The organism is Pseudomonas sp. Choline-02u-1 (genome assembly GCF_002836515.1).
In the GTDB taxonomy this organism is placed as follows: Bacteria; Pseudomonadota; Gammaproteobacteria; order Pseudomonadales; family Pseudomonadaceae; genus Aquipseudomonas.
This window is the reverse complement of the sequence record NZ_PJBC01000059.1, coordinates 199925-226343: the sequence shown is the minus strand read 5'-3', so window position 1 is coordinate 226343 and position 26419 is coordinate 199925. Positions and strand designations below refer to the sequence as shown.

The 26419-nt window shown below is 59.5% G+C and carries 24 protein-coding genes; 6 read left to right on the top strand and 18 right to left on the bottom strand.

Features of this window, described 5'->3' with window-relative positions:
* Positions 1 to 89: 89 nt before the first annotated feature.
* Positions 90 to 275 (bottom strand): hypothetical protein, encoded by a 186-nt coding sequence (locus tag CXF97_RS16345; RefSeq protein ID WP_101159372.1) that lies wholly within the window; start codon positions 273 to 275, stop codon positions 90 to 92.
* 403 nt (positions 276 to 678) lie between these two features.
* Between CXF97_RS16345 and CXF97_RS16340 the strand changes: the two genes are divergently transcribed.
* The gene (locus tag CXF97_RS16340) at positions 679 to 2307 is read left to right on the top strand and encodes a glucan biosynthesis protein D (protein ID WP_101159371.1); all 1629 of its coding nucleotides are present in this window, start codon (positions 679 to 681) and stop codon (positions 2305 to 2307) included.
* 177 nt (positions 2308 to 2484) lie between these two features.
* On the opposite strand, the gene CXF97_RS16335 is transcribed toward CXF97_RS16340, so the two are convergent.
* From CXF97_RS16335 to CXF97_RS16325, 3 genes are all read right to left on the bottom strand, one after another.
* On the bottom strand, positions 2485 to 3591 hold the full coding sequence (locus CXF97_RS16335) for an NADH:flavin oxidoreductase/NADH oxidase (protein ID WP_101159370.1): 1107 nt from the start codon (positions 3589 to 3591) through the stop codon (positions 2485 to 2487).
* 256 nt (positions 3592 to 3847) lie between these two features.
* Positions 3848 to 5557, bottom strand: coding sequence for a single-stranded-DNA-specific exonuclease RecJ (recJ, locus tag CXF97_RS16330; RefSeq protein WP_101159369.1), 1710 nt, complete (start codon positions 5555 to 5557; stop codon positions 3848 to 3850).
* Between the two features lie 54 nt (positions 5558 to 5611).
* On the bottom strand, positions 5612 to 6154 hold the full coding sequence (locus tag CXF97_RS16325; protein ID WP_007908961.1) for a YaeQ family protein: 543 nt from the start codon (positions 6152 to 6154) through the stop codon (positions 5612 to 5614).
* 146 nt (positions 6155 to 6300) lie between these two features.
* Here CXF97_RS16325 and CXF97_RS16320 point away from each other — a divergent pair, with 146 nt between their 5' ends.
* Positions 6301 to 7500, top strand: a complete 1200-nt coding sequence (locus CXF97_RS16320) for a CaiB/BaiF CoA-transferase family protein (protein WP_101159368.1) — start codon at positions 6301 to 6303, stop codon at positions 7498 to 7500.
* A gap of 222 nt (positions 7501 to 7722) precedes the next feature.
* On the opposite strand, the gene CXF97_RS16315 is transcribed toward CXF97_RS16320, so the two are convergent.
* The 7 genes from CXF97_RS16315 to xerD form a co-directional block, all read right to left on the bottom strand.
* The gene (locus CXF97_RS16315; RefSeq protein ID WP_016771530.1) at positions 7723 to 8004 is read right to left on the bottom strand and encodes a DUF3509 domain-containing protein; all 282 of its coding nucleotides are present in this window, start codon (positions 8002 to 8004) and stop codon (positions 7723 to 7725) included.
* A 162-nt stretch (positions 8005 to 8166) separates the two neighbouring features.
* Positions 8167 to 8574 (bottom strand): response regulator, encoded by a 408-nt coding sequence (locus tag CXF97_RS16310; RefSeq protein WP_101159367.1) that lies wholly within the window; start codon positions 8572 to 8574, stop codon positions 8167 to 8169.
* 117 nt (positions 8575 to 8691) lie between these two features.
* Complete coding sequence (locus CXF97_RS16305) at positions 8692 to 10065, bottom strand: transporter substrate-binding domain-containing protein (protein ID WP_101159366.1); 1374 nt, start codon at positions 10063 to 10065, stop codon at positions 8692 to 8694.
* 120 nt (positions 10066 to 10185) lie between these two features.
* Positions 10186 to 11595, bottom strand: coding sequence for a threonine synthase (gene thrC, locus CXF97_RS16300; RefSeq protein WP_101159365.1), 1410 nt, complete (start codon positions 11593 to 11595; stop codon positions 10186 to 10188).
* Positions 11596 to 11698: 103 nt separating this feature from the next.
* Positions 11699 to 13003 carry a homoserine dehydrogenase gene (locus tag CXF97_RS16295; protein WP_039759108.1) on the bottom strand — a complete coding sequence of 435 codons (1305 nt, stop codon included), beginning with the start codon at positions 13001 to 13003 and terminating at the stop codon, positions 11699 to 11701.
* Positions 13004 to 13134: 131 nt separating this feature from the next.
* Positions 13135 to 13866, bottom strand: a complete 732-nt coding sequence (gene dsbC / locus CXF97_RS16290) for a bifunctional protein-disulfide isomerase/oxidoreductase DsbC (RefSeq protein ID WP_101159364.1) — start codon at positions 13864 to 13866, stop codon at positions 13135 to 13137.
* Between the two features lie 250 nt (positions 13867 to 14116).
* The gene (gene xerD / locus CXF97_RS16285) at positions 14117 to 15013 is read right to left on the bottom strand and encodes a site-specific tyrosine recombinase XerD (protein ID WP_101159363.1); all 897 of its coding nucleotides are present in this window, start codon (positions 15011 to 15013) and stop codon (positions 14117 to 14119) included.
* Positions 15014 to 15121: 108 nt separating this feature from the next.
* Between xerD and CXF97_RS16280 the strand changes: the two genes are divergently transcribed.
* Positions 15122 to 16930, top strand: a complete 1809-nt coding sequence (locus tag CXF97_RS16280; protein ID WP_101159362.1) for a sodium:proton antiporter — start codon at positions 15122 to 15124, stop codon at positions 16928 to 16930.
* Positions 16931 to 17059: 129 nt separating this feature from the next.
* On the opposite strand, the gene rplS is transcribed toward CXF97_RS16280, so the two are convergent.
* The 5 genes from rplS to ffh form a co-directional block, all read right to left on the bottom strand.
* On the bottom strand, positions 17060 to 17410 hold the full coding sequence (gene rplS, locus CXF97_RS16275) for a 50S ribosomal protein L19 (protein ID WP_003175895.1): 351 nt from the start codon (positions 17408 to 17410) through the stop codon (positions 17060 to 17062).
* 45 nt (positions 17411 to 17455) lie between these two features.
* Positions 17456 to 18199: a tRNA (guanosine(37)-N1)-methyltransferase TrmD gene (trmD, locus tag CXF97_RS16270; RefSeq protein ID WP_178081201.1), complete on the bottom strand. Its 744-nt coding sequence runs from the start codon at positions 18197 to 18199 to the stop codon at positions 17456 to 17458.
* A gap of 11 nt (positions 18200 to 18210) precedes the next feature.
* Entirely contained in the window at positions 18211 to 18747 is a 537-nt protein-coding gene (gene rimM, locus CXF97_RS16265) for a ribosome maturation factor RimM (RefSeq protein WP_101159360.1), read from the bottom strand.
* 5 nt (positions 18748 to 18752) lie between these two features.
* Entirely contained in the window at positions 18753 to 19004 is a 252-nt protein-coding gene (gene rpsP, locus CXF97_RS16260) for a 30S ribosomal protein S16 (protein WP_003185073.1), read from the bottom strand.
* A gap of 261 nt (positions 19005 to 19265) precedes the next feature.
* A complete protein-coding gene (gene ffh, locus CXF97_RS16255) occupies positions 19266 to 20642 on the bottom strand; it encodes a signal recognition particle protein (RefSeq protein ID WP_007967791.1) in 1377 nt (458 codons plus the stop codon).
* 210 nt (positions 20643 to 20852) lie between these two features.
* On the opposite strand from ffh, the gene CXF97_RS16250 reads away from it, so the two are divergent.
* From CXF97_RS16250 to CXF97_RS16235, 3 genes are all read left to right on the top strand, one after another.
* Positions 20853 to 21665, top strand: a complete 813-nt coding sequence (locus CXF97_RS16250) for an inner membrane protein YpjD (RefSeq protein WP_101159359.1) — start codon at positions 20853 to 20855, stop codon at positions 21663 to 21665.
* 12 nt (positions 21666 to 21677) lie between these two features.
* A complete protein-coding gene (locus CXF97_RS16245; protein ID WP_101159358.1) occupies positions 21678 to 22919 on the top strand; it encodes a transporter associated domain-containing protein in 1242 nt (413 codons plus the stop codon).
* A gap of 278 nt (positions 22920 to 23197) precedes the next feature.
* On the top strand, positions 23198 to 24514 hold the full coding sequence (locus CXF97_RS16235; RefSeq protein ID WP_101159356.1) for an MFS transporter: 1317 nt from the start codon (positions 23198 to 23200) through the stop codon (positions 24512 to 24514).
* 120 nt (positions 24515 to 24634) lie between these two features.
* On the opposite strand, the gene purT is transcribed toward CXF97_RS16235, so the two are convergent.
* Positions 24635 to 25816, bottom strand: coding sequence for a formate-dependent phosphoribosylglycinamide formyltransferase (gene purT / locus CXF97_RS16230; RefSeq protein ID WP_101159355.1), 1182 nt, complete (start codon positions 25814 to 25816; stop codon positions 24635 to 24637).
* A gap of 100 nt (positions 25817 to 25916) precedes the next feature.
* A complete protein-coding gene (locus CXF97_RS16225; RefSeq protein WP_101159354.1) occupies positions 25917 to 26384 on the bottom strand; it encodes a VUT family protein in 468 nt (155 codons plus the stop codon).
* Positions 26385 to 26419: the final 35 nt, after the last annotated feature.

The following is a 26419-nucleotide window of genomic DNA, read 5'->3' as shown; positions in this document are numbered from 1 at the left end:
AGATGTTGCTCGCTGCTCGCAAGAGCCCGGTTCGCACGTTACGCAATGAAAGGCGCAGGCTTTTCGGCCTGCCCCTTTCCCCTCCTCTATTAGAATCGCGAAACACTGCGCATCGCATCCACCAGATAGCGCATGGCGATCCGGTCGCTTTCCGACAGCTCTCGATAACGTTCCACCAGTTTCAACTCGTCGGAATTGAGACGGCGTCTTCTGCGTCCGCCGCCCAAGCAAGGGAAGATGCCCAGGATTTCGGTGATGCTCTGTATTTTTGCCATGGACGATGTCCTTCTCTGTTGAGTCAAGAAACTGCTGAACCTCACATCGCCCTGCCTCTTCGAGCAGCGTCGTGTGCCCCGCCGGCACGAAGGCTTGTATCCGGTCTTGTCCATAGCATAGGAATTAAATCGGCGTTGAAAAGTGGTTTTTAGAGTAATTAATCGACAAAAGCAGATATGCCCTCTAAATCAGAGAGTCCTGTCAGAAAAGTTACAGACATGTCTTGTTTCATTGCCAGATGACACGATGCAAACAAGCCTTTTTGCCCGACAATCGAACCGATTAAGCTAGCGGGCATCTGTTTATAGTCCGTTGCGTTTGGCCGAAGGCATGACCGAACCGTAATTTCCGATCCGACAGGTGCCAGGAACGGCGCTGGATTGCACACGACAGGTTGTATTTATGCACCGCAGGAATTTGCTCAAAGCGTCCATGGCCATTGCGGCCTATACCGGTCTTTCCGCGTCTGGCCTGCTAGCGGCTCGCGCTTGGGCTGCCAATGGTGGCGCCGCTGATGGTGAGGCCCAGGCCTTCGATTTCGAGTCGTTGAAGCGTCAGGCCAAGCAGCTCGCCGGCAGTGCCTATCAGGATACGAAACAGGTGTTGCCACCAACTCTGGCGACCATGACGCCGCAGAATTTCAACGCGATCCGCTACGACGGCGAACACTCCCTATGGAAAGAAAACAAAGGCCAGCTGGACGTACAGTTCTTCCACGTCGGCATGGGTTTCCGTCAGCCGGTGCGCATGTACAGCGTTGATCCCAAGACACGCATGGCGCGCGAAGTACATTTCCGCCCGGCGCTGTTCAATTATGAAAACACTTCGGTCGACACCCAGCAGCTCAAGGGCGACCTGGGTTTTGCCGGCTTCAAGTTGTTCAAGGCGCCGGAGCTGGATCGGCATGACGTGGTGTCGTTTCTCGGCGCCAGCTATTTCCGTGCGGTCGACGCCACTGGCCAATATGGCCTCTCCGCGCGCGGCCTGGCCATCGACACCTACGCGAAGAAGCGCGAGGAGTTTCCCGACTTCACCCAATTCTGGTTCGAGACGCCGGACAAGAACGCCACGCGGTTTGTGGTTTATGCCCTGCTCGACTCGCCGAGCGCTACTGGCGCCTATCGCTTCGATATCGATTGCCAGGCCGAACGTGTCGTCATGGAAATCGATGCGCACATCAATGCGCGTACCGCCATCGAACAGTTGGGCATTTCACCGATGACCAGTATGTTCAGCTGTGGCACTCACGAACGGCGCATGTGCGACACCATTCATCCGCAGATTCATGACTCCGATCGCCTGGCCATGTGGCGCGGCAATGGCGAATGGATCTGCCGTCCGTTGAACAACCCGGCGACGCTGCAATTCAACGCATTTGCCGACACCGATCCGAAGGGTTTTGGCTTGGTGCAGACCGATCACGAATTTGCCAACTATCAGGACACTGTCGACTGGTACAGCAAGCGCCCGAGCCTGTGGGTAGAACCAACAACCGCTTGGGGCGAAGGCTCGATCGATCTGCTGGAAATTCCTACGACCGGCGAGACGCTGGATAACATCGTTGCCTTCTGGACGCCAAAAAAACCCGTCGCGGCAGGTGATTCGCTGAATTACGGTTACAAGCTGTACTGGAGCGCCTTACCGCCAGTGGGTACGCCGTTGGCCCGGGTGCATGCGACCCGCTCCGGCATGGGTGGGTTCACCGAAGGCTGGGCACCCGGCGAGCATTACCCGAAAGTGTGGGCGCGCCGTTTTGCCGTGGACTTCACCGGTGGCGGTCTGGAGCGCTTGCCGCAGGGCACCGGGATCGAACCGGTGATCACTTGTTCCAACGGCAAGGTGCAGGACTTCAGTGTGCTGGTACTGGATGACATCAAGGGTTACCGGATCCTGTTCGACTGGTACCCGACCAATGACAGCGTCGAGCCGGTGGAGCTGCGCCTGTTCATTCGCACCAATGACCGCACATTGAGCGAGACCTGGTTGTACCAGTATTTCCCGCCGGCGCCGGACAAGCGTAAGTACCCTTGAGGACTTGAAGCCCAGCTCAGGCGCCATTCGCGAGCAGGCTCGCTCCCACAATTGGAATTTGTATTCCTGTGGGGAGCGGGCGTGCTCGCGAAGAGGCCTGCTCAGGCAATACAAAACACTCGAGCACACAAAAGCCCCGACCATCACTGGCTCGGGGCTTTGCTTTCCAGCCTTCAGTCAATCCCGCATATCCGATTCATGAATCGGCTGATCCCGATGCGTCGCCCGCTGATACTGCGCCGGCCACACCGCTTTGCGCCCGCCCAGATCATCGTCGGCATGCAGCGGCCAGTACGGATCACGCAGCAGCTCGCGAGCGAGGAAGATGATATCGGCCTGGCAAGTGCGCAAAATGTGTTCGGCCTGCGCAGGCTCGGTAATCATTCCGACGGTGCCGGTGGCAATGCCTGACTCTTTGCGTACACGTTCGGCGAAGCGCGTCTGATAACCGGGCCCAACCGGGATTTCCGCGTTTGCAGCGGTCCCTCCTGAAGACACGTCAATAAGATCGGCGCCCAGCGTATGAAGGCGACGCGCAAGCTCGACGGTCTCATCCGGATTCCAGCCATCTTCCACCCAATCGGTCGCCGAGACGCGAACGAATACAGGCAATTGCTCGGGCCACACCGCCCTCACCGCTTCAGTGACTTGCAGCACCAGACGGATACGATTCTCGAACGAGCCACCATATTGATCGCGGCGTTGATTGCTCAGCGGCGAAAGAAACTGATGCAGCAGATAGCCGTGCGCGGCATGCACCTCAACCACGCTGAAACCCGCCGTCAGCGCACGTTTGGCCGCATCGACGAAGGCCTGAATCACTTCGGCGATCTGCCCTTCATCCAGCTGCTTCGGTTGCGTGTGCTGCGGGTCGAAGGCAATCGGTGATGGCCCGACCGGGGTCCAGCCGCCATCTTCCGGTTTGACGCTGCCATGCTTGCCGATCCACGGCCGATGGGTGCTGGCCTTACGCCCGGCGTGGGCCAGTTGAATACCGGCGACCGCGCCTTGAGCGGTGATGAAACGGGTGATGCGTTGCAGCGGCGCGATCTGTTCGTCGTTCCACAAACCGAGGTCTTCGGCAGTGATGCGCCCGTCAGCGGTAACCGCCGTGGCTTCGGTAAACACCAGACCGGCACCACCCACCGCGCGGCTGCCCAAGTGCACCAGATGCCAGTCGTTGGCCAGGCCGTCGACGCTGGAGTACTGGCACATCGGCGACACGGCGATGCGGTTGGGCAAGGTCAGTTGGCGAAGGGTAAAAGGTTCAAGCAGCAGACTCATGGGGCACCTCTCGAATCAGTGGGCAGGCTCCAGGGTTCTGTTTGAAAAGTCGACGAGTGACAGAAAAAGGGTGCAACACCCGCCCCCGCGGGCAAAATTCGACAAGACGTCACAAGGCCAATCAAGCAGTGCTTAGAGCCTAGTCGACAATGGGGGATCTCGAGGGGTTCCAGAAAAGATCGCAGCCTTCGGGCAGCTCCAGCATAGAAAATGCGATTCCCTGCAGGAGCGGCCGAAGGCTGCGACCTTTTGATCTTCAGCGCGGTTCGATGTGGGCAATCATCAACTGCACAGTCTCGTTGCCGCGAAACTCGTTAACGTCGAGCTTGTAAGCCAGTTCAACCCACTGGATCGTCGGGTTCGGCCACACATCGCGATCAATGCCAAACGCGATGCCATCGAGCTTCACCGAACCGCATTCGCTTTTGAGTACCACTTTCAGATGCCGCTCGCCGACCACGCGCTGCTCGACCAATTGAAACACACCGTGAAACAGCGGCTCCGGGAAGTGTTGCCCCCAAGGCCCGGCATGGCGCAAGGCGCGGGCCAGTTCCAGGTGGAATTCTTCGACGGCGAGCGTGCCATCCGACAACATGCGCCCGGTGAGGTCTTCTTCGCGAAGTTGCCTACGCACCTCAGCGTCGAATGCCTCGGCGAACAGCGCAAAATTCTCCTGCGGCAAGGTCAGTCCGGCCGCCATCGCGTGGCCACCGTACTTGGCGATCAGATTTGGATGCTGCGCCGCGACGACGCTCAGCGCATCGCGAATATGAAAGCCCTGCACAGAGCGTCCGGAGCCCTTGAGCAAGCCATCACCGGCATCGGCGAACGCAATGGTCGGGCGGAAATAGCGCTCTTTCATGCGCGAGGCAAGGATGCCGATCACACCCTGGTGCCACTCCGGATCGAACAGGCACAGACCAAACGGCATCGACTCCACCGGCAAGTCCTTGAGCTGCGCCAGTGCTTCACGCTGCATGCCCTGCTCGATGGATTTGCGATCCTGGTTCATGCCGTCCAGTTGCGCGGCCATTTCCCGGGCCCGATTGGCATCGGCAGTGAGCAGGCATTCGATGCCCAGGCTCATGTCGTCCAGACGCCCGGCGGCGTTCAGGCGCGGGCCGACGATGAAGCCCAGGTCGGTGGAAGTGATCCGCGCCGCGTCACGCTTGGCCACTTCCAGTATCGCTTTGATCCCCGGTCGCGCCCGGCCGGCCCGAATTCGCTCGAGCCCCTGATGCACCAGAATGCGGTTGTTGGCGTCCAGCGGCACCACATCGGCGACGCTGCCCAGGGCCACCAGATCAAGCAGTTCGCCGATGTTCGGTTGCGGCTTGCTCTCGTACCAGCCGAGGCTGCGCAGGCGCGCGCGCAATGCCATCAGAACATAGAAAATCACCCCGACGCCGGCCAGCGCCTTGCTCGGAAATTCGCAGCCCGGCTGGTTCGGGTTGACCAGCGCATCGGCTTGCGGCAGTTCGTCGCCGGGCAAGTGGTGGTCAGTGATCAATACTTTCAGTCCGGCACGCTTGGCCGCCGCGACGCCTTCGACACTGGAAATACCATTGTCGACGGTGATCAATAGTTGCGGTTCGCGGGTCAGCGCGACTTCGACGATTTCCGGCGTCAGGCCATAGCCGTATTCGAAACGGTTCGGCACCAGATAATCGACGTGCGCCGCGCCCAGCAGGCGCAGGCCGAGGACACCCACGGTGCTGGCAGTGGCGCCGTCTGCGTCGAAGTCGCCAACAATGAGAATGCGCTGGCGTTGCTCCAGTGCCGTCACCAGCAGGGCTACCGCCGCGTCGATGCCTTTGAGCTGCTGGAACGGAATCAAGCGCGCCAGACTCTTGTCCAGCTCCGCCTCCGACAGCACGCCCCGCGCCGCATACAGGCGGGTCAGCAGGGGCGGCAGATCACCGAGGAAAGGCAGCGTTGCAGGCAGTTGACGAGGTTCGATACGCATGGGGCGACGGAGGCTTCTCTTTGATTCGTGGGAAATATCAGCGGTTTCGCGAACTCAGCCGCGCTCACCTTGCAGCCATTGCAACTGGACTTCGTGTTGGCCGCGGTCGTCGGTGACGAAGATTGTGCCTTCGCTGATCATCACGTCCCACTTGATGACACGCGGCATGTCCTTGGCCAGGGTCTCCAGCACTTCTTGCGGAACGGCTGCGATGTTGACGTTTTTCAGGTTCTTGATCGCCGGGATCACCTTGGTTTCCCATACGCGCAGGCTGCCGTAGGCCAGCAGGCTGGTGCGTTCGGTGCGGCGCGAGCACCAGGTCAGGCGATCGGCATCCGGCTGGCCGACTTCAATCCAGTGCAGAACACGGTCGTCCAGGCTCTTTTCCCACAAGGCCGGTTCATCCACGTCTGACAGACCACGGCCGAACGACAGCTGCTCGTTGTACCAGAGCGCGTAGGCCAGCAGCCGCACGGTCATGCGCTCTTCGGTCTCCGAAGGATGACGGGCGATAGTCTGCTTGACGCTCTCGTAGACGCTGCGGTCGAGGTCGGTGAGGTTCAGTTCAAATTTGTAGGTAGTGGACGGCTGGGCCATGAACGGGCTTCTTGATACGAGGAAAGTCGGCAAGTCTAACCGATGCCACAGGCAATCATCGAATTGATGGCAATCAAGCTGCGGCGTCTGACCGTCGGCTATGTTAAAACCCTGTATCCGCTCAGCCTTGTCCTACAGGATTTCGCATGCCGTTTACCAGCAAACCGCTCTCGGGTCTGAAAGTCATTGAATTGGGTACGCTGATCGCCGGGCCGTTTGCCTCGCGCATTTGCGGCGAATTCGGCGCCGAAGTGATCAAGATCGAATCGCCGGACGGCGGCGATCCTCTGCGCAAGTGGCGCAAGTTGTACGAAGGCACCTCCCTCTGGTGGTTCGTTCAGGCACGCAACAAAAAGTCCCTGACCCTGAACCTCAAACACCCTGACGGTTTGGCGATCCTGAAACAACTGCTGGGCGAAGCCGACATCCTCATCGAGAATTTCCGCCCCGGCGTACTGGAAAAACTCGGTCTGAGCTGGGAAACCCTGCACGCACTCAACCCGAAACTGGTGATGGTGCGCTTGTCCGGTTTCGGTCAGACCGGGCCGATGAAGGATCAGCCAGGCTTCGGCGCGGTTGGCGAATCCATGGGCGGCTTGCGTTACATCACCGGTTTCGAGGATCGGCCCCCGGTGCGCACCGGGATTTCCATCGGCGATTCGATTGCCGCGCTGTGGGGCGTGATCGGCGCGCTGATGGCGCTGCGTCATCGCGAGGTCAATGGTGGACACGGCCAAGTGGTCGACGTTGCCCTGTATGAAGCCATTTTCGCCATGATGGAAAGCATGGTGCCGGAGTTCGACGTCTTCGGTTTCATCCGCGAGCGCAGCGGCAACATCATGCCGGGTATCACGCCCTCCTCGATCCACACCAGCGCCGACGGCAAACATGTGCAGATCGGCGCCAATGGTGATGCAATCTTCAAACGCTTCATGCTCGTGATTGGCCGCGAAGATCTTGCCAATGACCCTGCGCTGGCCAGCAATGACGGCCGCGACAGTCGCCGTGACGAGTTGTATGGCGTGATAGATCGCTGGGTCAATTCGCTGCCACTGCAAACTGTACTCGACCGGCTCAACCAGGCCGATGTGCCGGTCAGCAGGATCTTCAGCGCCGAAGACATGTTCAGCGATCCGCAATACCTGGCGCGGGAAATGTTCCTCCATGCCAAGCTGCCGGACGGCAAGGATTTCAAGATGCCCGGCATCGTGCCGAAACTGTCCGAAACACCGGGCGCGTCCGAGTGGGTCGGACCGCAGCTTGGCGAACACAATGCGCAGGTGCTTGGCGATCTGGGCTACGACGCGGCGCAAATCGCTCGGCTGCGTGAAGACGGGGCCATTTGAGCACCACCGGGCGCTTCGCTTTTTCGAGCAACAAGCCGCGCATTGAGCAAACGACGGGCAAAAGAAACCCCGAGAAGTGGGGAGACGACTCGGGGTTAAACGGGGTCTGCTTCGAGACCCGTAGCAGCAAGCGACAAGCACCGGAGCACAATGCTTGATCTCGCTGTTATGGGGTCTGACTGACAGGAATGCAGGAAGGTTCCCACAAAAGATATTTCATCTTTACAGGGCCGGACGCTTGTCCAGAGCGGCGTTGCGCAACGCCGCAATGACGCAGGGTTCCAGCCGTCCTTCGGCGATCATCACGTCACGGTGCAGGCCGTCCACCACGTCGGTCAGCAAGCGCTTGTCGCTCAACTGGGCCTGATTGAATTCGCGTTCCACCACAATGGCGCCGCTGCTGTTCTTCAGCGTCACCAGACATTCACCATGGCTGCCGCGCGGGGTCAGCGTCACCTGATACGGGCTCAGAGCCTCACCGAGCAATAGACTGATACTTTCCATCTCGATCTCCACTCAATAGTCCGAAAACACAGTGCCTGGGGCGTGTTCACATTAAATGACCACCGGCCCGAGAAGAAAGTTCTGCCTGTCGCGTCCCGACCTTGCGGGTCCGCGTCTGACAAAGCATGCACGGCGAAGATGACAGAAAAACAACCGCCGGTTTCAGGCCTCGACAAGTGCTTGCGACGTGATCAGATAGCTGTCGAGCAGAGCTCTCATCAACACTGCCGAGACCGGCGTTTGCAGCCGTCCCAGCAGGCGCAGGCGTTGTTGGCAAAGTACCGGTTCCAGATCACTCAACAAGCTCTGCGCGACCGAGCCCAGCAGAATCAGCGCACGGGCCTCATGGTGCGCCGCCAGGTGATGAATCAAAGCCAGTCCATCGCCACCCTTGAGCTGCGGATCGCAGATGGCAATATCAACTGCGCCGCGATGCCCTAATGAACACAAGGCTGAGGCAAGCGAAGGCGCCGTCAAAACGTCGTAGATGCCAATGGCATTGAGCATTTGATGCAATGCCATCAGTTGGAACGGGTTGGGTTCAAGAATCAGGACTTTAAGCGAGCGCATGGGCGACCTCTGAAGCGATCATCGCGGACTCTCACCGCAGTTATCGTTCACTCTAGGCCAGGCGTCTTAAGCCTCCCATCAGAAAAGTAGCCGCGTCTTGCAGGACATTTCCCTTCTTTAATGCAGACATCGGCAGCCGCTCTCGGTCCGACGCTGGGTGATGTCGGTCCAGCCACCCAACAAGCCGCGCAGTTTGCCGTCACCGCTGTAAAACGGCACCGTCCAGTGATAGATCTCACGTGGCCCGCCATTGAATAGCAACTCGCGCTTACTGAAGCGCGACTTGCGCGTTTGCAACTGCGAGACATACTCGTCGTGCAGCATCCGCGCGGTACTTTCAGGCAGCGCGTCGACCTCGATCAGCAAACGCCCCTGCATCTGATCCAGGCGCACCGACAGCGCCTCTTCGTAGCTGCGGTTGCAGATGATCAGGCGTCCCTGCAGATCGCGCACGAACACCGGATCCGGCATGGAATCAATCAGGGCGTGCTGAAAAGCCAACTGATCACCCAATTCCTTTTCTGCTTCACAGCGCAACTTGATCACTGCCGCCAAGCGTCTGTTCCACACCAACGACAGCATTCCGAAAACGCCAATACCCCCCATTGCCCAGCATCCCCACCCGACCAACTGCTGCCAGATCGATGGGACGGGTGCCGGCGAAATACCTTCGAGCCATTTGAGTCGGATCGCTCGCAACTCAGCGGCCGGGAAAGCTTCCAGCGCCTTGTTGAGAATACTCAGCAACTCTGGCATGCCCTTTCGTACAGCCAGATGATCGGCTTCCCACTTGCCCTCCACCAAGCCACCGACTTTGAGCATGCCCAACGGATAGAGCTGCGCGCCGATTTCGTTTTCGATCGTGGCATAGGCTTCACCACTCTCGACCAACGCTCGCGCTTCGGCATAAGTTTTTACAGAAAGAATTTCAATCGACGGATAGTCACGCCGGATCACATCTTCGAGCGCATGCCGGGCCGGCAGCACCACAACACGTTTCGCCAATTGTTCGAAAGATTCCACACTCGGCGCGCTGGCGTGCCCGACGAACACCCAGCCCGCCCCGCCGAACGCATGGCTGAAATCAAGGAACAGCTTGCGATCATCGCTCATGGCCAAGGTTGTACTGATGTCCGCGACCCCACTTTGCAGACGTTCGAGCATGTGATTGGTGGAAAAGGATTCCTGATGCTCGAATTGCAGCCCGGTCATCGCAGTGACACGCTTGAGCACATCATTGTTCAGACCGCTCCATTGCCCGTGCTCGTCCTGAAACAGATACAGCGGATACTGCACCGACGCCACCGTCACCTTCGGGTTTTCGCGAAGCCATTGACGCTCGCGTGCGTCGAGTTCGACAGGCTGCACATTGACGGACGCATTCGTCTGATCGCGTACCATTTGCGCTGCCACGCCGCTGTGCATCCATCCCAGCAGCGCCAACATAAACAACCAGCCCAGCGCCGGTTTCAAACCTCTGTAAAACAGCATTGCCATTTCCTTCGTGATCGACTCACCCCTCCTTCGTGGGTGAAAACCCGAGCAGTGTGGCAGCAGAAACAAAAAAGCCCGTCAGGAGACGGGCTTCAAAATGTGACAGCTTTTATGGGCTTACAGGGGCTTGCCGCGGTTGCCATGCTGGCTGACAAAGGCTTGCACGGCTTTAAGGTCGTTTGGCAGAACCGTGCAGCGCTCGTTTCGCTCAAACAAATCAGAAAGATGTGCAGGCAGTTCGAGCGCTTTTCCTACACCTGCTTTCTCCACTGCCTCAGGAAACTTGACCGGGTGGGCAGTGCCCAGAATCACCATCGGGATGTCCAGACTACGACGGCATTCGCGCGCGGCTTTCACGCCGATGGCGGTGTGCGGATCAAGGACTTCACCGCTCTGCTCGTAGACCTCGGCGATGGTTTCGCAAGTCTGCGCATCGTCCACTGCCAGCGAGTCGAACAGTTTGCGCGCTTCGGTCCAGCGCTCTTGTTCGACGCTGAAGCTGCCATCCTTTTTGAACGCGTCCATCAGGCCGGTAATCGCCGCACCGTTGCGACCGTGAAGGTCGAACAGCAGGCGCTCGAAGTTCGACGAAACCATGATGTCCATCGACGGCGACAAGGTCGCGTGCAGGGTTTCCTTGACGTACTGGTTGCCGCTCATGAAGCGGTGCAGGATGTCGTTGCGGTTGGTGGCGACGATCAACTGGTTGATTGGCAGACCCATGTTGCGCGCCAGGTAACCAGCGAAGATGTCGCCGAAGTTGCCGGTCGGCACCGAGAACGACACAGAACGCGCCGGCCCGCCCAACTGCAGCGAGGCGTGGAAGTAGTAGACGATCTGAGCCATGATCCGCGCCCAGTTGATCGAATTCACCGCCACCAGACGCGTACCCTTGAGGAAGCTTTGGTCGGCGAAGCTGTTCTTGACCATTTCCTGGCAGTCATCGAAGTTGCCTTCGATGGCGAGGTTGTGGATGTTCTCGCCGAAGATCGTCGTCATCTGCCGACGCTGTACTTCCGACACTCGCTGATGCGGGTGCAGGATGAAAATGTCGACGTTTTCGCAATGCTTGCAGCCCTCGATGGCTGCCGAGCCGGTGTCGCCGGACGTGGCGCCAACGATCACCACACGCTCGCCGCGCTTTTCCAGCACGTAGTCGAGCAGACGACCGAGCAGTTGCAGGGCGAAATCCTTGAACGCCAGGGTCGGACCGTGGAACAGCTCCAGCACCCACTCATTGCCATTCAACTGACGCAGTGGCGCCACAGCGCTGTGGGCAAACACACCGTAGGTTTCTTCGAGGATTTTCTTGAAATCGGCGTCGGGAATGCTGCCGGTGACGAACGGGCGCATTACCCGGAAGGCCAGCTCGTGATACGGCAGGCCAGCCCAGGAAGCAATTTCTTCCTGAGTGAAACGTGGCAGGTTTTCCGGGACGTACAAACCGCCGTCGGTCGCCAGACCAGCCAGCAGGACCTCTTCGAAATTCAGGGCCGGGGCCTGGCCGCGAGTACTGATATAACGCATAAGGGCAAACCTTTGGTTTGAGCGGCAAGCCTCAAGCTGCAAGCTGCCAGTAAAGCCGAACCGCTTTGTCTTGGCGCTTGTAGCTTGCAGCTTGCCGCTGCTGTTAATTCAAATGTTCGACACGGATCCGTACAACCGGGCCGTCGACGCCAGCCAGTGCTTCCAGCGCAGTGATCGCATCGTTGATGCGCTGCTCGACCACGCGATGAGTCAGCAGGATCATCGGCACCAGGCCGTCATGCTCTTCGACTTCCTTCTGCATGATCGATTCGATATTGATGCCGCGCTCCGACAGGATGCTTGCCACTTGAGCCAGCACGCCCGGATGGTCCTTGGCGTGTATGCGCAGGTAGTACGCGCTTTCACAGGCTTCGATCGGCAGGATCGGATGCGCCGACAGCGAGTCCGGCTGGAAGGCCAGGTGCGGTACACGATTTTCCGGGTCGGAAGTCATCGCGCGAACCACGTCCACCAGGTCGGCGATCACCGACGAAGCAGTCGGCTCCATGCCAGCGCCGGCGCCGTAGAACAGCGTCGAACCGGCGGCATCACCGTTGACCATGACGGCGTTCATCACGCCATTGACGTTGGCGATCAGGCGATCGGCCGGGATCAGCGTCGGGTGCACCCGCAACTCGATGCCGGCGTCAGTGCTGCGCGCCACACCGAGGTGCTTGATGCGATAGCCCAGTGCTTCGGCGTAGTTGACGTCGGCGGTGGTCAGCTTGGTGATGCCCTCGGTGTAAGCCTTGTCGAATTGCAGCGGAATACCGAAAGCAATCGACGCCAGAATGGTCAGCTTGTGCGCGGCATCGATGCCTTCGACGTCGAACGTCGGATCGGCTTCGGCATAACCCAGCGCTTGCGCTTCGGCGAGCACGTCTTCGAACGTTCGGCCCTTCTCGCGCATTTCGGTGAGGATGAAGTTGCCGGTGCCGTTGATGATCCCGGCGACCCAGTTGATGCGGTTGGCGGACAGGCCTTCGCGGATCGCCTTGATCACTGGAATGCCACCAGCCACGGCTGCTTCGAACGCCACGATCACGCCTTTCTCGCGTGCCCTGGCGAAAATCTCATTACCGTGAACGGCTATCAGCGCCTTGTTCGCGGTGACCACATGCTTGCCATTCTCGATGGCCTTGAGTACCAGCTCGCGGGCGACGGTGTAGCCGCCCATCAGCTCTATGACGATGTCGATCTCAGGGTTCGTGGCCACTTCGAAGACATCGTTGGTAATCGCAATACCGGTCGTCTGGAACTGAGGCTTTGGCGTGCGCGTGGCAATTTGTGCCACTTCGATCCCACGCCCGGCACGACGAGCAATTTCCTCGGCGTTGCGCTGAAGTACGTTGAAGGTACCGCCACCGACGGTCCCTAACCCACAGATGCCTACTTTGACCGGATTCACTGTGAACTCCCCATGAAACGGCCGACGCAGGGTCGGCCGGAAAACAACCGCGTGCTCGCGGCTCTCTGTTGATGGCCCGGCGCTGTTACTGCCGGGCCACGATCGTCAGCGGCTGCCCGTGACGATGCGAATTACTTCGCGCCCAGCGCCAGTTTGGCGACTTGTGGCGCCGGCTGGTAGCCCGGAATGACTTGGCCGTCAGCCAAAACGATGGCCGGTGTACCGTTCACGCCGATCGACTGACCGAGGGCGAACTGCTTGGAAACCGGGTTATCGCACTTGGCGGCCTTGATTTCCTTGCCATCGACCATCTTGTCCATGGCGGCTTTCTTGTCTTTCGAACACCACACTGCTTGCAACTGCTCGTCACCCGGCGAATTCAGGCCCTGACGCGGAAACGCCACGTAGCGGACTTCGATGCCGCGCTTGTTCAGCTCGGGCACTTCGGCATGCAATTTGTGGCAGTACGGGCAGGTGGTGTCGGTGAATACGGTGATGTGCGACTTGGTTTCGCCGACCGCCGGGTAGACCACGGTTTCGGCGACAGGGATGGCATTGATCAGTTTGGAAATGCCCAGGCGCTCGGTCTTCTCGGTCAGGTTGACCGGTTTGCCGTTCGCGAGCTGGTACAGGTTGCCCTGAACGATGTACTGGCCATCGGCACTGGCGTACAGCACGCGACTGCCTTGAAGTTTGACTTCGTACATGCCGGGCAACGGGCTGGCACTGATGCTTTCGACCGGAACCTCGAGTTCGAGTTTTTCCAGGCTTTGACGAATGGCTTTGTCGGCCGCGTCATCGGCGATGGCAAAGGTGCTCACCAACGCAATGGCGGCGGCGGCGAAAATCTGGGTCAGACGCATGAGTACTCCTGAGGGCGGGCCAATGGAACGGTCAGAACACCCATGCGAAACATCGGGTCATAACCGTCCATCGTGCAAACCGGCAAAGCCTAACACATAAGGTCACGGTGGCCGAATGCGCCTGACACAAGACATCGATCTCATTTTGTAGGAGCTGCCAGAGGCTGCGATCTTTTGATTCTGGCTTCTGTAAGCGACAGCAAGATCAAAGGATCGCAGCCTTCGGCCGCTCCTGCACAAGGTTTTGTATTCAGCCGCGCGGGTGGTGTCTGGCGTGCAGATCCTGCAAGCGGGCGCGGGCGACATGAGTATAGATCTGCGTCGTGGAGAGGTCGCTGTGCCCGAGCAACATCTGCACCACGCGCAAGTCCGCGCCATGGTTGAGCAGATGCGTGGCGAACGCATGACGCAAGGTGTGTGGTGATAGCGACTTGCTGATGCCGGCAACCTTGGCCTGATGCTTGATCCGGTGCCAGAAGGTCTGGCGGGTCATCTGCTCGCCGCGCTGGCTGGGGAACAGCACATCGCTGGGGCGGCCACCGAGCAATTCGCCACGACCATCACGCATATAACGCTCGACCCAGACAATCGCCTCCTCGCCCATCGGCACCAGCCGCTCCTTGCTGCCCTTGCCCATCACCCGCAACACGCCCTGGCGCAGGTTGACCTGCTCCAGCGTCAGACTGATCAGTTCGGTCACGCGCAGGCCACAGGCATACAGCACCTCCAGCATCGCGCGGTCGCGCTGGCCGATGGCGTCGCTCAGGTCAGGCGCCTTGAGCAGTGCTTCGACGTCGGCCTCCGACAGCGACTTGGGTAACGGCCTGCCGAGTTGCGGCATGTCGACGCGTAAGGTCGGATCGACGCTGATCAACTTTTCCCGCAGCAGATAGCGATAAAAACCACGCACTCCAGAGAGGAATCTCGCGGTGGAACGTGGCTTGTAGTTTTGCTCCAGGCGCCAGGCCAGGTGATCGAGGATCAATTCGCGCCCGGCGTTGATCAGCTCAAGGTTCTTCTCCTGCAACCACCCGTTGAACAGCGCGAGGTCGCTGCGATAGGCGTCGCGGGTATTGTCCGACAGGCCTTTCTCCAGCCATAAAGCGTCGAGGAATTGATCAATCAGCGGATGGTCGATGGCAGGCATGAGTGCTCAGGGCAGGCAGTTTTTCACACTGCGTGCAAATAGACAGTGAACGACGGGAATGGCCGCTAGTCTTTCATAGCCAGCCAGATCAAGGAACAGGGAGCTTCAATGAACGAGCAGCAAATTCTCTTGGCATTTGGCGGGATCGGCGCCGCTGCGCTGGGTTGTCAGTGGCTGGCATGGCGCCTGAAGCTGCCGGCCATTCTGTTTCTGTTGCTGACCGGCATTTTGGCCGGCCCGCTGCTGGGTTGGCTCGACCCGCAGGAAATGTTCGGCCCGCTGCTGATGCCGCTGGTGTCTCTGGCAGTGGCGCTGATCCTGTTTGAGGGCAGCCTGACCCTGCACCTGTCGGAATGGAAAGAGATCGGCAGCGTCGTCCATCGACTGGTGACCCTCGGAGCGATTTCGACCTGGATTGTCATCGCGGTTGCCACGCATTTTCTGCTCGGCTTCGACTGGATGCTGGCGATTCTGTTTGGCAGCCTGACGCTGGTCACCGGTCCGACCGTGATCGTGCCGATGCTGCGGGTGGTGCGGCCAAAAGCCTCGATCGCCAACATCCTGCGCTGGGAAGGCATCGTGATCGATCCGATCGGCGCTCTGCTCGCGGTGGTGGTGTACAGCTTCATCATCGCCAGCGCTGAAGGCCATGGCCTCAAGCAAAGTCTCCTCACCTTCGGCGGGGTGATCCTCTGCGGCGCCGTGTTTGGTGTCGTCGGTGGCTGGGCGCTGGGGACGGTGATCCGGCGTCAGTGGCTGCCCGAATACTTGCATAACCTGGCGTCGCTGGCAGCGGTGCTGGCGATTTTCATCTGCGCCAACCAAGTGATGCATGAGTCCGGCCTGCTGGCGGTGACGCTGATGGGCATGTGGCTGGCCAACATGAAAGGCGTGGATGTGCGACACATCCTGCACTTCAAGGAAAACCTCAGCGTGTTGCTGATTTCCGGGCTGTTCATCCTGCTCGCGGCACGTCTGGACCTGAACGCGTTGATCGGCCTGGGACCGCTGGTGTTGATCCTGCTGTTGGTGATCCAGCTGATCGCCCGGCCATTGAACGTCTTGCTCAGCACCGCCGGCTCCAGTCTCAGCTGGCGTGAACGGGCCTTGCTTTGCTGGATCGCGCCACGCGGGATCGTCGCTGCGGCTGTCTCGGCAATTTTCGCGATTCGCCTGGATGAATCCGGACATGAAGGCGCCCTGCTGCTGGTGCCGCTGACCTTCGCGGTAATCATCGGCACCGTGGTTTTGCAAAGCGCAACGGCACGACCGCTGGCACGGCTGCTGAAAGTGGCCGAACCGGCGCCGAGCGGTTTTCTGATCGTGGGCGCCAATGGTCCGGCCCGCGAATTGGGCAAATCGCTGCAGCAACTGGGCAGCCGCGTCCTGCTGACGGATTCGAGCTGGGAAAATATTCGAGCGGCACGCATGGAAGGCTTGCCAACCTATTTTGGCAACCCGGCGTCGCAGCATGCTGACGCGCATCTGGATCTGGTGGGGTTGGGGCATTTGCTCGCGCTGTCACCGTCGGGTGAACTGAACACATTGGCGGCGATGCGCTTTCGTCATGACTTCGGTCATCAGCGCCTGTTCGGTCTGGCCAGCGGCCATGAAAGCCGGCGCAGCGATAAACATCGAGCAAGCCTGGAACACCGGGGCAATCAATTGGGCAGTGAGGCACTGACCTATTCGAAACTGGCCGGTCAGATGGGCCAGGGAGCGGAGCTCTACAGCACAACCTTGACGGATGGGTTTGGCTGGGAGGATTACCAATCGCTGCACGGCCATCGCGCGACGCTGCTGTTCATGCGTGATGGCAGCGGCTGGGTGCATGTAGTGACACCGGAAACGGCGTTGAAGCCGGGGGCTGGGTGGACGTTGCTGGCGTTGATTCAACCGGAAGGTTCCGGCGCCTGATGGATCGATTCGCGAGCAAGCTCGAAGGTCGCGACTCGGTCACAGATAGACTGAAGATCTTCGCAGCACAAATCCCGGGCAACAAAAAAGCAGCCCGTAGGCTGCTTTTTTCTGCATCGGAAGCTGGACTTAAGCCAGTTTTTCCTTGATGCGGGCTGCTTTACCCGACAGGTCGCGCAGGTAGTACAGCTTGGCTTTACGTACGTCACCGCGACGCTTGACAGCCATGCTGTCGATTTGCGGCGAGTAGGTCTGGAAAGTACGTTCTACGCCAACACCGTTGGAGATTTTACGAACGGTGAACGCACTGTTCACGCCGCGGTTACGCTTGGCGATTACAACGCCTTCGAACGCTTGCAGACGGGAACGATCGCCTTCCTTCACTTTCACCTGAACGACAATAGTGTCGCCTGGGGCGAAGGTAGGGATTTCTTTGGTCATCTGCTCTGCTTCGAGTGCAAGGATGATTTTGTTGGTCATGCTGTGCTCCTAAGGTAAATCGTTCGATCTACCATCGATACGTTGTTAACTATCGTCCCGCTCGCGGATGTATTCCTCGAGCAGCTTCTTCTCTTCTCCAGAAAGCGAGCGGCTTTCCAGAAGATCGGCGCGTCGTTCATAGGTCCGACCTAGGGACTGCTGTAAACGCCAACGCCGGATATGCGCGTGATTGCCACTCAGCAACACGTCGGGAACACGCTGATCCGCATACACCTCCGGTCGGGTGTAGTGCGGGCAATCCAGCAGACCATCCGTAAAGGAATCTTCCTCAGCGGAATCCGCATGCCCTAAAGCTCCAGGCAGCAGTCGTGTAACCGCATCGATCAGGACCATGGCCGGCAGCTCGCCGCCAGACAGTACATAGTCGCCAATCGACCACTCTTCATCGACATGAGCCTCAATAAAGCGCTCGTCAATGCCTTCGTAGCGGCCGGCAATCAGGATCAATGCATCCGATTGTGCCAGCTCGCGTACCGCCGACTGAGTCAGTTGACGGCCTTGGGGGGACAGGTAAATCACCTTCGCCGCCTCCCCGGCTGCTGCCTTGGCCTGAGCCAGTGCATCTTCCAGGGGTTTGATCTTCATCACCATGCCCGGACCACCGCCAAACGGGCGATCGTCCACAGTGTGATGCCGATCCGTCGTGTAATCTCGCGGATTCCAACAGGTCAGCTGCAAGAGCCCCTGTTTGACCGCACGACTGGTGATGCCGTAATCGCCAATGGCGGAAAACATCTCGGGAAACAAACTGATCACTTCTACGCGCATGTTAGCCACGTTTAGAAGTCCGCGTCCCAATCCACCTTCATCTCGCCCGCTGCCAGGTCGACGGCCAACACGCATTGCTCGGTATAGGGCAACAGGCGTTCGCGATCATCCAGGCTGCCAGCGCAAGGCTTGACGACCATTACATCATTGGCGCCGGTTTCCAGAAGATGATCGATTTTCCCGAGCAATTGCCCAAGGGTGTCGATGACCTTCAGACCTTCCAGCTGGTACCAGTAGTACTCGCCTTCGGTCAATTCAGCGAACAGGTTGCGCGGCACGCAGATCTCATAACCGGCCAGAAGACGAGCTTCTTCACGATCATCGAGACCCTTGAGCTTGGCGACCAGGAACTTGTCGCTCCCGCGTCCACTGACCAGCTCGACCTGTTTGACATTGCCTTCGCGCTTGAGCGTCCAGGTTTTGTACTGCAACAGGTTTTCAGTCGGATCAGTAAAGGAATACACCTTCACTTCGCCGCGAACGCCATGAACAGAATAAATTTTGCCAATAACGATCAAATCATCGGCAGGAGCTGGCGTCGCGTTCATATTGCTCAGGCCGCAGCCTTGGCAGATTCCTTCAACAACTGAGCAACGCGCTCAGAAGGTTGTGCACCAACGCTCAGCCAGTAGGCAACGCGTTCTTGGTTCACGGACAGACGGATTTCCTGACCACGGGCAACAGGGTTGAAGAAACCAACCTGTTCTTTGTGGGAGCCGTCACGCGGGTTACGCGAGTCGGTTACGGTCAGGTGGTAAAACGGGCGCTTTTTGGAGCCGCCAAGGGCAAGACGGATTGTTAGCATGTGAACATCGTTCCTGTAGTCGGTGCTGCAAATCTAAATGCACAGCGGGCATGGGTGCCCGAAAGGCCGCATATTCTAAGGAATATCCGGACTTTTGCAAATGACTTTTTCCGGCGCCCATGGCATGCCGTGCAGATTTGCATAGAGAGCCGTCGATAAAAACGGCCGGTCAGCTCCCGCCGAGTGCGGGTTTACTGTTGATCCTGCGTCCTTGCAGGGTCTGCGCCGGTGCGACGACCGGCGAAGTCCAAGTGTCCTGTCTCACATCTTCGGCATGCCGCCGCCGGGCAACATACCGCCCATGCCGCGCATCATTTTTGCCATACCGCCCTTGGCGGTGAATTTCTTCATCATCTTCTGCATCTGCTTGTGTTGCTTGATCAAGCGGCCGATGTCCTGCACTTGAGTGCCGGAACCCATGGCGATCCGGCGCTTGCGCGAACCGCTGATCAGCTCCGGATCGCGGCGCTCGGCCGGGGTCATCGAGTTGATGATGGCTTCCATCTGTTTGAACTGCTTCTCTGCGGCGTTCTGGGCATTGCCCATTTGCGACAGGTTGACGCCGCCGATGCTCGGCAGCTTGTCCATGAGCCCGCCGAGGCCGCCCATGTTCTTCATCTGCTGCAGCTGATCGCGGAAGTCTTCGAGGTCGAAGCCCTTGCCCTTCTTCAGCTTCTTGGCCAGTTTGTCGGCCTTGTCCTTGTCCAGCGTCGCTTCGGCTTGTTCGATCAGGCTGAGCACGTCGCCCATGCCGAGGATCCGTGAGGCGATACGCTCAGGGTGGAACGGGTCGAGCGCTTCGCTCTTCTCGCCCATACCAATGAACTTGATCGGCTTGCCGGTAATGGCGCGCACCGACAGCGCCGCACCGCCACGGGCGTCGCCGTCGACCTTGGTCAGGATCACACCGGTCAGCGGCAGTGCATCACCGAAGGCCTTGGCCGTATTGGCGGCGTCCTGACCGGTCATGGCATCGACCACGAACAGGGTTTCGACCGGGTTGATCGCGGCGTGCAGCGCCTTGATCTCGCCCATCATCTCTTCGTCGATGTGCAGACGCCCGGCGGTGTCGACGATGACCACGTCGATGAATTTCAGCTTGGCTTCTTTAATAGCCGCATTGGCGATGTCGACCGGCTTCTGGCTCAGGTCGGACGGAAAAAACGTCACGCCGATGTCGTTGGCCAGGGTTTCCAGCTGTTTGATCGCTGCCGGACGGTAGATGTCCGCCGAAACAACCATGACCGACTTCTTCTTGCGCTCTTTAAGGAAGCGCGCCAGTTTGCCGGCGGTGGTGGTTTTACCGGCGCCCTGCAGACCGGCCATCAGAATCACGGCTGGCGGAACGGCACTCAGGTTCAGGTCTTCATTGGCCGCGCCCATCAGGCTTTCGAGCTCGGCCTGGACGATTTTCACGAACGCCTGGCCCGGCGTCAGGCTGCGCGACACCTCGGTGCCGACGGCGCGTTCCTTGACCGAATTGACGAAGTCCTTGACCACCGGCAGCGCGACGTCGGCTTCGAGCAACGCCATGCGCACTTCACGCAGGGTGTCTTTGATGTTGTCCTCGGTCAGCTTCGCCTTGCCGGTGACATGGCGCAGCGTCTGCGAGAGACGGTCGGTTAAGTTTTCAAACATTGCGCGATCCTTTCAGGCCCTGTACGAACCGGGATAATGGCGGCCCAGACCGGCATCAACATGTGCTCGGCGAGCCTGCGGCGTGGGCAGGTCGCGGATTATAGCGAAGACTGCGGCTGGCGGACACCTCGCCGTCAGCTAGCGGAGTCTTTCGTGCCGTGGCGGTTCTATGCCAAACTCAGCGCCTTTCGGGCTCGCCTAACAGGATTTATGCTCCCCTTGTCACCCAGTTTGCTGACCACCCTCGCCGCCGCCCTGCTCTATGCCGCTGCGACCGTCTATCAAAGTACTCGCCTGGCCACCGGCGCCAAGGCGAACAAGCGCCTGCTGGTCAGCCTCGGCATCTTCGCCGTGCTCGCCCACGGCGCCAGCCTGCTCACGCATCTGCTGACCCCGATCGGCCTGGGCCTGGATTTCTTCAGCGCATCGAGCCTGATTGCTGCCGCAGTGATTGCACTGACGCTGATCGCCTGCTCGCGAATCCCGGTGGAAAACCTGCTGGTGCTGCTGTTCCCGCTCGGTGCGATCACGGTATTGCTGGCGCAGTTCGCGCCGACCGGCACGGTACAGATCATCGATGAAGAGCCGGGCATCCTCGCGCACATCCTATTGTCGATCCTCGCCTACGGCATGTTCACCATCGCGGTGTTCCAGGCATTGCTGCTGCTGGTCCAGGATCATCAGCTCAAGCACAAACACCCGTCAGGGCTGATCAGGAACTTCCCGCCGCTGCAAACCATGGAAAGTCTGCTGTTCGGCTTTCTCTGGGCCGGCTGGACGCTGCTGTCGCTGTCGCTGATTTCCGGCTGGCTGTTCGTCGAGAACCTGTTTGCCCAGCATCTGGTGCACAAGACCCTGCTGGCCTGTCTGGCGTGGATCGTCTTCAGCGTGCTGCTGTGGGGTCGCAACCGTCTGGGCTGGCGCGGCCACAAGGCGATTCGCTGGACGCTCGCCGGTTTCTGCCTGCTGATGCTGGCGTACTTCGGCAGCAAACTGGTTCGTGAATACATTCTGCACATCTGACGGGCGGCATAAATGGACGGTTTGCCCATAGGGCCGATGCTCGCGATATTTGTCCTGCTGATTTTATGGTCAGGGCTGTTTACCGCCGTCGAAATCGCGCAGCAGCACCTGCTCGCGCAACGTATTGCCTCGCGCGCCAGCGATAAACCGCTGGCGAAGCTGAGCTTCCCGCTCGACAGCCTGATCCTCTGCAATACCTTATGCCGCGCTCTTGCCGTGATCATCGCGACGCTGCTGGCGATTTTTCTCTGCGAAGAAGACGGCCCATGGGCAGCATGCCTGGGCGCCGGAGCCATCCTGCTGGTGTTCGCCGATTATTTCCCGCGCACCGTGGCCCGGCGCTATCCCGACGCTGTGCTGGCGTTCGGCAACGCTTTGCTGGTGGTGCCGATGAAAATCGTCTATCCGCTTGCGTGGCTGTTCAGCCGGGTCAGCGCGTTGCTGATCACTCCTTTCACGCGCAAGGCGCAGGTGGTGCAACAGAGCGAGGACGAACTGCCGACCGATCACGATGATGATCCCGAACATCCCGTGCGCAGCCACCCGGTGTCGGGCATCCATGCGCTGGATAACATCACGGTCAATGACATTCTGGTGCCGCGCAGTGACGTCGATGGCATCAACCTCGACGATTCGATCGAAGAGATCATTGAGCAATTACTACAAAACAAACGCACGCGCCTGCCGGTGTTTCACAGCGACATCAATCAAGTCGAAGCGGTGCTCAACACTCGCCAGATCGGCCACTTGCTCAGCAACGGCGGGCTGACCCGCGAGGCGCTGATGACCGCCAGCTACGAGCCCTACTTCGTTCCGGAAAGCACGCCACTGCAACTGCAATTGCTGAACTTTCACAAGCAGCAACGCCGTCTCGGCATGGTCGTCGATGAATACGGCGAGGTGCTGGGCATCGTCACCCTTGAGGATATCCTCGAAGAGATCGTCGGCGAATTCGAAAGCGAACACAGCATCGACAACCCGCATATCCATCCTCAGGCCGACGGGCGCATGCTGATCGATGGTGCCGCGTCGATCCGCGATGTGAACAAATGCTTGGGCTGGCATCTGCCAAGCGACGGTCCGAAAACCCTGAACGGCTTGGTCACCGAAGCGCTGGAAACCATTCCGGAAAGCGCGGTGTGCCTGAAGATCGGACGTTATCGCCTGGAAATCCTCGAGACCGAGGAGAACCGGGTGAGCAAGGTGTTGATCTGGCTGACCTCCTCGGTGCCTGCTTTAGCGCCTGCCCGATAGAAAATCAAAAGATCGTCCGATCGCGGCCCGGGCCTTCGGCAGCTCCTACCCTGCGATCTTTTGCGCTTGTTTGATCGTTAGCCCCCTTCCTATAATCGAGGCGCTTACCCAAGCGCCGTCGATCCCTGTGCTTACCCGGCACTTCCGGATCCCGACTGTTGCGTTGCAAACCGACGACTGTTCCTACTCGAAACAGCGCTCGCGCCCTACCCCACATCCCTGGGTGTTCGACCATAAAATTCGCTCCACTGGAGCTCATGACTGTCAGGGATCACCGTATGACAACCCATACCGCTTACAGCGAAACCGCGCCTGCCCAGCCGACCAATTCCGCCACCCGCGTGGCCACGGCAAGCTTCATCGGCACCGCCATCGAGTTCTACGACTTCTACGTTTATGCCACTGCTGCGGCGCTGGTGATCGGGCCGGTGTTCTTTCCGCAGACCTCCGGTACGGCACAGATGCTGTCGGCATTTCTCACTTTTGGTATTGCCTTCCTCGCCCGACCACTGGGCTCGGCGCTGTTTGGCCACTTCGGCGACCGCATCGGGCGCAAATCGACGCTGGTCGCTTCGCTACTATTGATGGGCGTCTGCACAACATTGATCGGCGTCCTGCCGGGCTACGACAGCATTGGTGCCTGGGCGCCAATTCTGCTGTGCGTGCTGCGTTTCGGCCAGGGCCTTGGCCTTGGCGGCGAATGGGGCGGCGCGGCGCTGCTGGCTACGGAAAACGCGCCGAAAGGCAAGCGCGCCTGGTTCGGCATGTTCCCGCAGCTCGGCCCATCGATTGGCTTTCTGGCGGCCAACGGTTTGTTCCTGACCTTGGCCATGACGCTGGATGACGAGCAGTTCCGCAGTTGGGGCTGGCGCATTCCGTTTCTGCTCAGCGCAGCGCTGGTGATGGTCGGCCTGTATGTGCGCCTCAAGCTGCACGAAACGCCGGTCTTCGCCAATGCGATCGCCCGTCAGGAGCGGGTAAAAGTGCCGCTGGTCGAGTTGTTCAGCCAATACTGGGCGCCGACGCTGCTCGGTGCGGCGGCGATGGTGGTCTGCTATGCGCTGTTCTATATCTCGACAGTGTTTTCGCTCAGCTACGGCGTATCCACGCTGGGTTACAGCCGCGAAACGTTCCTCGGCCTGCTGTGCTTTGCCGTGTTGTTCATGGCCGCAGCGACGCCATTATCCGCTTGGGCCAGCGACCGTTACGGGCGCAAACCGGTGCTGATCATCGGTGGCGTGCTGGCGATTCTGTCCGGATTCCTGATGGAACCGTTGCTGACGCAGGGCTCGACCTGGGGCGTGGCGCTGTTTCTGTGCATCGAGCTGTTTTTGATGGGCGTGACATTCGCGCCGATGGGGGCGCTGTTGCCTGAACTGTTTCCGACCCACGTGCGTTATACCGGCGCTTCGGCGGCATATAACCTCGGCGGGATCGTCGGGGCCTCGGCGGCGCCGTTCTTTGCGCAGAAACTGGTAGCGATGGGCGGGTTGAGCTATGTCGGCGGGTATGTGTCGGCGGCAGCGGTGTTGAGTCTGATTGCGGTGGTGTGCTTGAAAGAGACGCGGGATAACGATCTGAATCGGGTTGCCTGACGCAAGATCAAAAGCTTCGCGAGCAAGCCCGCTCCCACTGGTTTATTGGTTGGCCACAAATCTTGTGTCCAACCAAATCCCATGTGGGAGCGGGCTTGCTCGCGAATGCCGCGACTCGGTTTACAGCTCTACAACAACCGCCTGCGACGCACGGGTCGCCTTGGCACGTGCAGCCTCAATCGACTCATCCCGTGCCAGCGCCACGCCCATGCGACGCTGGCCGTTCACTTCAGGCTTGCCGAACAGACGCAGCGCGGTATCCGGCTCGCTCAACGCAGCACCCAGATTGGCGAATGCGGTCTGGGTCGATTGCCCTTCGACCAGAATCACCGCCGACGCCGATGGCCCGAACTGACGGATCAGCGGTACCGGCAGGCCGAGAATGGCGCGGGCGTGCAGCGCAAATTGCGACAGATCCTGAGAAATCAGCGTGACCAGACCGGTGTCATGCGGGCGCGGCGAGACTTCGCTGAACCACACCTGATCGCCTTTGATGAACAGCTCGACGCCGAACAGTCCGCGGCCACCCAGCGCTTCAGTCACCGCTTTGGCGACGCGCTCGGATTCAGCCAGAGCAATCGGGCTCATGGCTTGTGGCTGCCAGGATTCCTGATAGTCGCCCTTCTCCTGACGGTGACCGACCGGGGCGCAGAACGTGGTGCCGCCAATGTGGCGCACGGTCAGCAGGGTGATTTCGTAATCGAAATCGATGAAGCCTTCGACGATCACCCGACCTTTGCCGGCGCGACCGCCCTCTTGCGCGTAATCCCAGGCCTTCTGCACGTCATCGACGCTGCGCAGCAGGCTCTGGCCCTTGCCCGACGAACTCATTACCGGCTTGACCACGCAAGGGAAACCCAGGTCCTGGACGGCTTTGCTGTAGTCCTCAAAGGTGTCGGCGAAGTGATACGGCGAGGTCGGCAGGTCGAGCTCTTCGGCGGCCAGACGACGGATGCCTTCGCGGTTCATGGTCAACTGCGCCGCACGGGCGGTCGGGATCACGGTGAAGCCTTCGGCTTCCAGCTCGACCAGCGTGGCGGTGGCGATGGCTTCGATTTCCGGCACGATGAAGTGCGGTTTCTCGGCTTCGATCACAGCGCGCAGTGCAGCGCCGTCGAGCATGTTGATCACGTGGCTGCGATGGGCCACTTGCATGGCCGGCGCGTTGGCGTAGCGGTCGACGGCAATCACTTCAACGCCCAGGCGCTGGAGTTCGATTACCACTTCCTTGCCCAACTCACCACAGCCACACAGCAATACGCGGGTCGCGGTTGGCGACAATGGAGTTCCGATACGGGTCATCTCAGGTCCTCAAAGGAAGCGGATCATCGAGGAAAGCCACGCAAGTGCGCTTTCCATGGGGAGAAAGCGCGGCATTTTACATGAACCCGAGGGTTTGGCTTCAGCTGGTGACAGCCTGTTTGCGGTCACGCCAGGCCATGATCAGCCAGACTGCGGTGACGCCAGCGAACTTCGAGGCCAGGGCAGTGATGATCACTGGTGGCGTCAAGGCGTCGATCATGCCGAAAAAGATGAAGGTATCCAGCGGAATGCTCAGTGCCGAACTGATCCACAAGCGGTCGCGCAACGGCCGTTTGGTAATGCTGAACACCAGCCAGTCGATGCACTCGGAGACTGCAAACGCCGTAGCGCTGGCCAGCGCAATGGAAGGGTCAGAGGTGATGTACGACAGCACCAGCGCCGCCAGCATGGCCACGATTGCGCCATGACCGAAGCGGGTTTGCACCATGTCGCGCAGCACGAACACCAAACCGCCCCAGGCCGACCAGATGATGTCCAGGTGCGGTGCGGTGGAAAAGGCGAAGTTGATCAGCACGACGCTGCTGATGTAGGCGATGAGGAAAATCATGGGGGCGGCCTGTGAATGTGGCGCACAGGTTACTT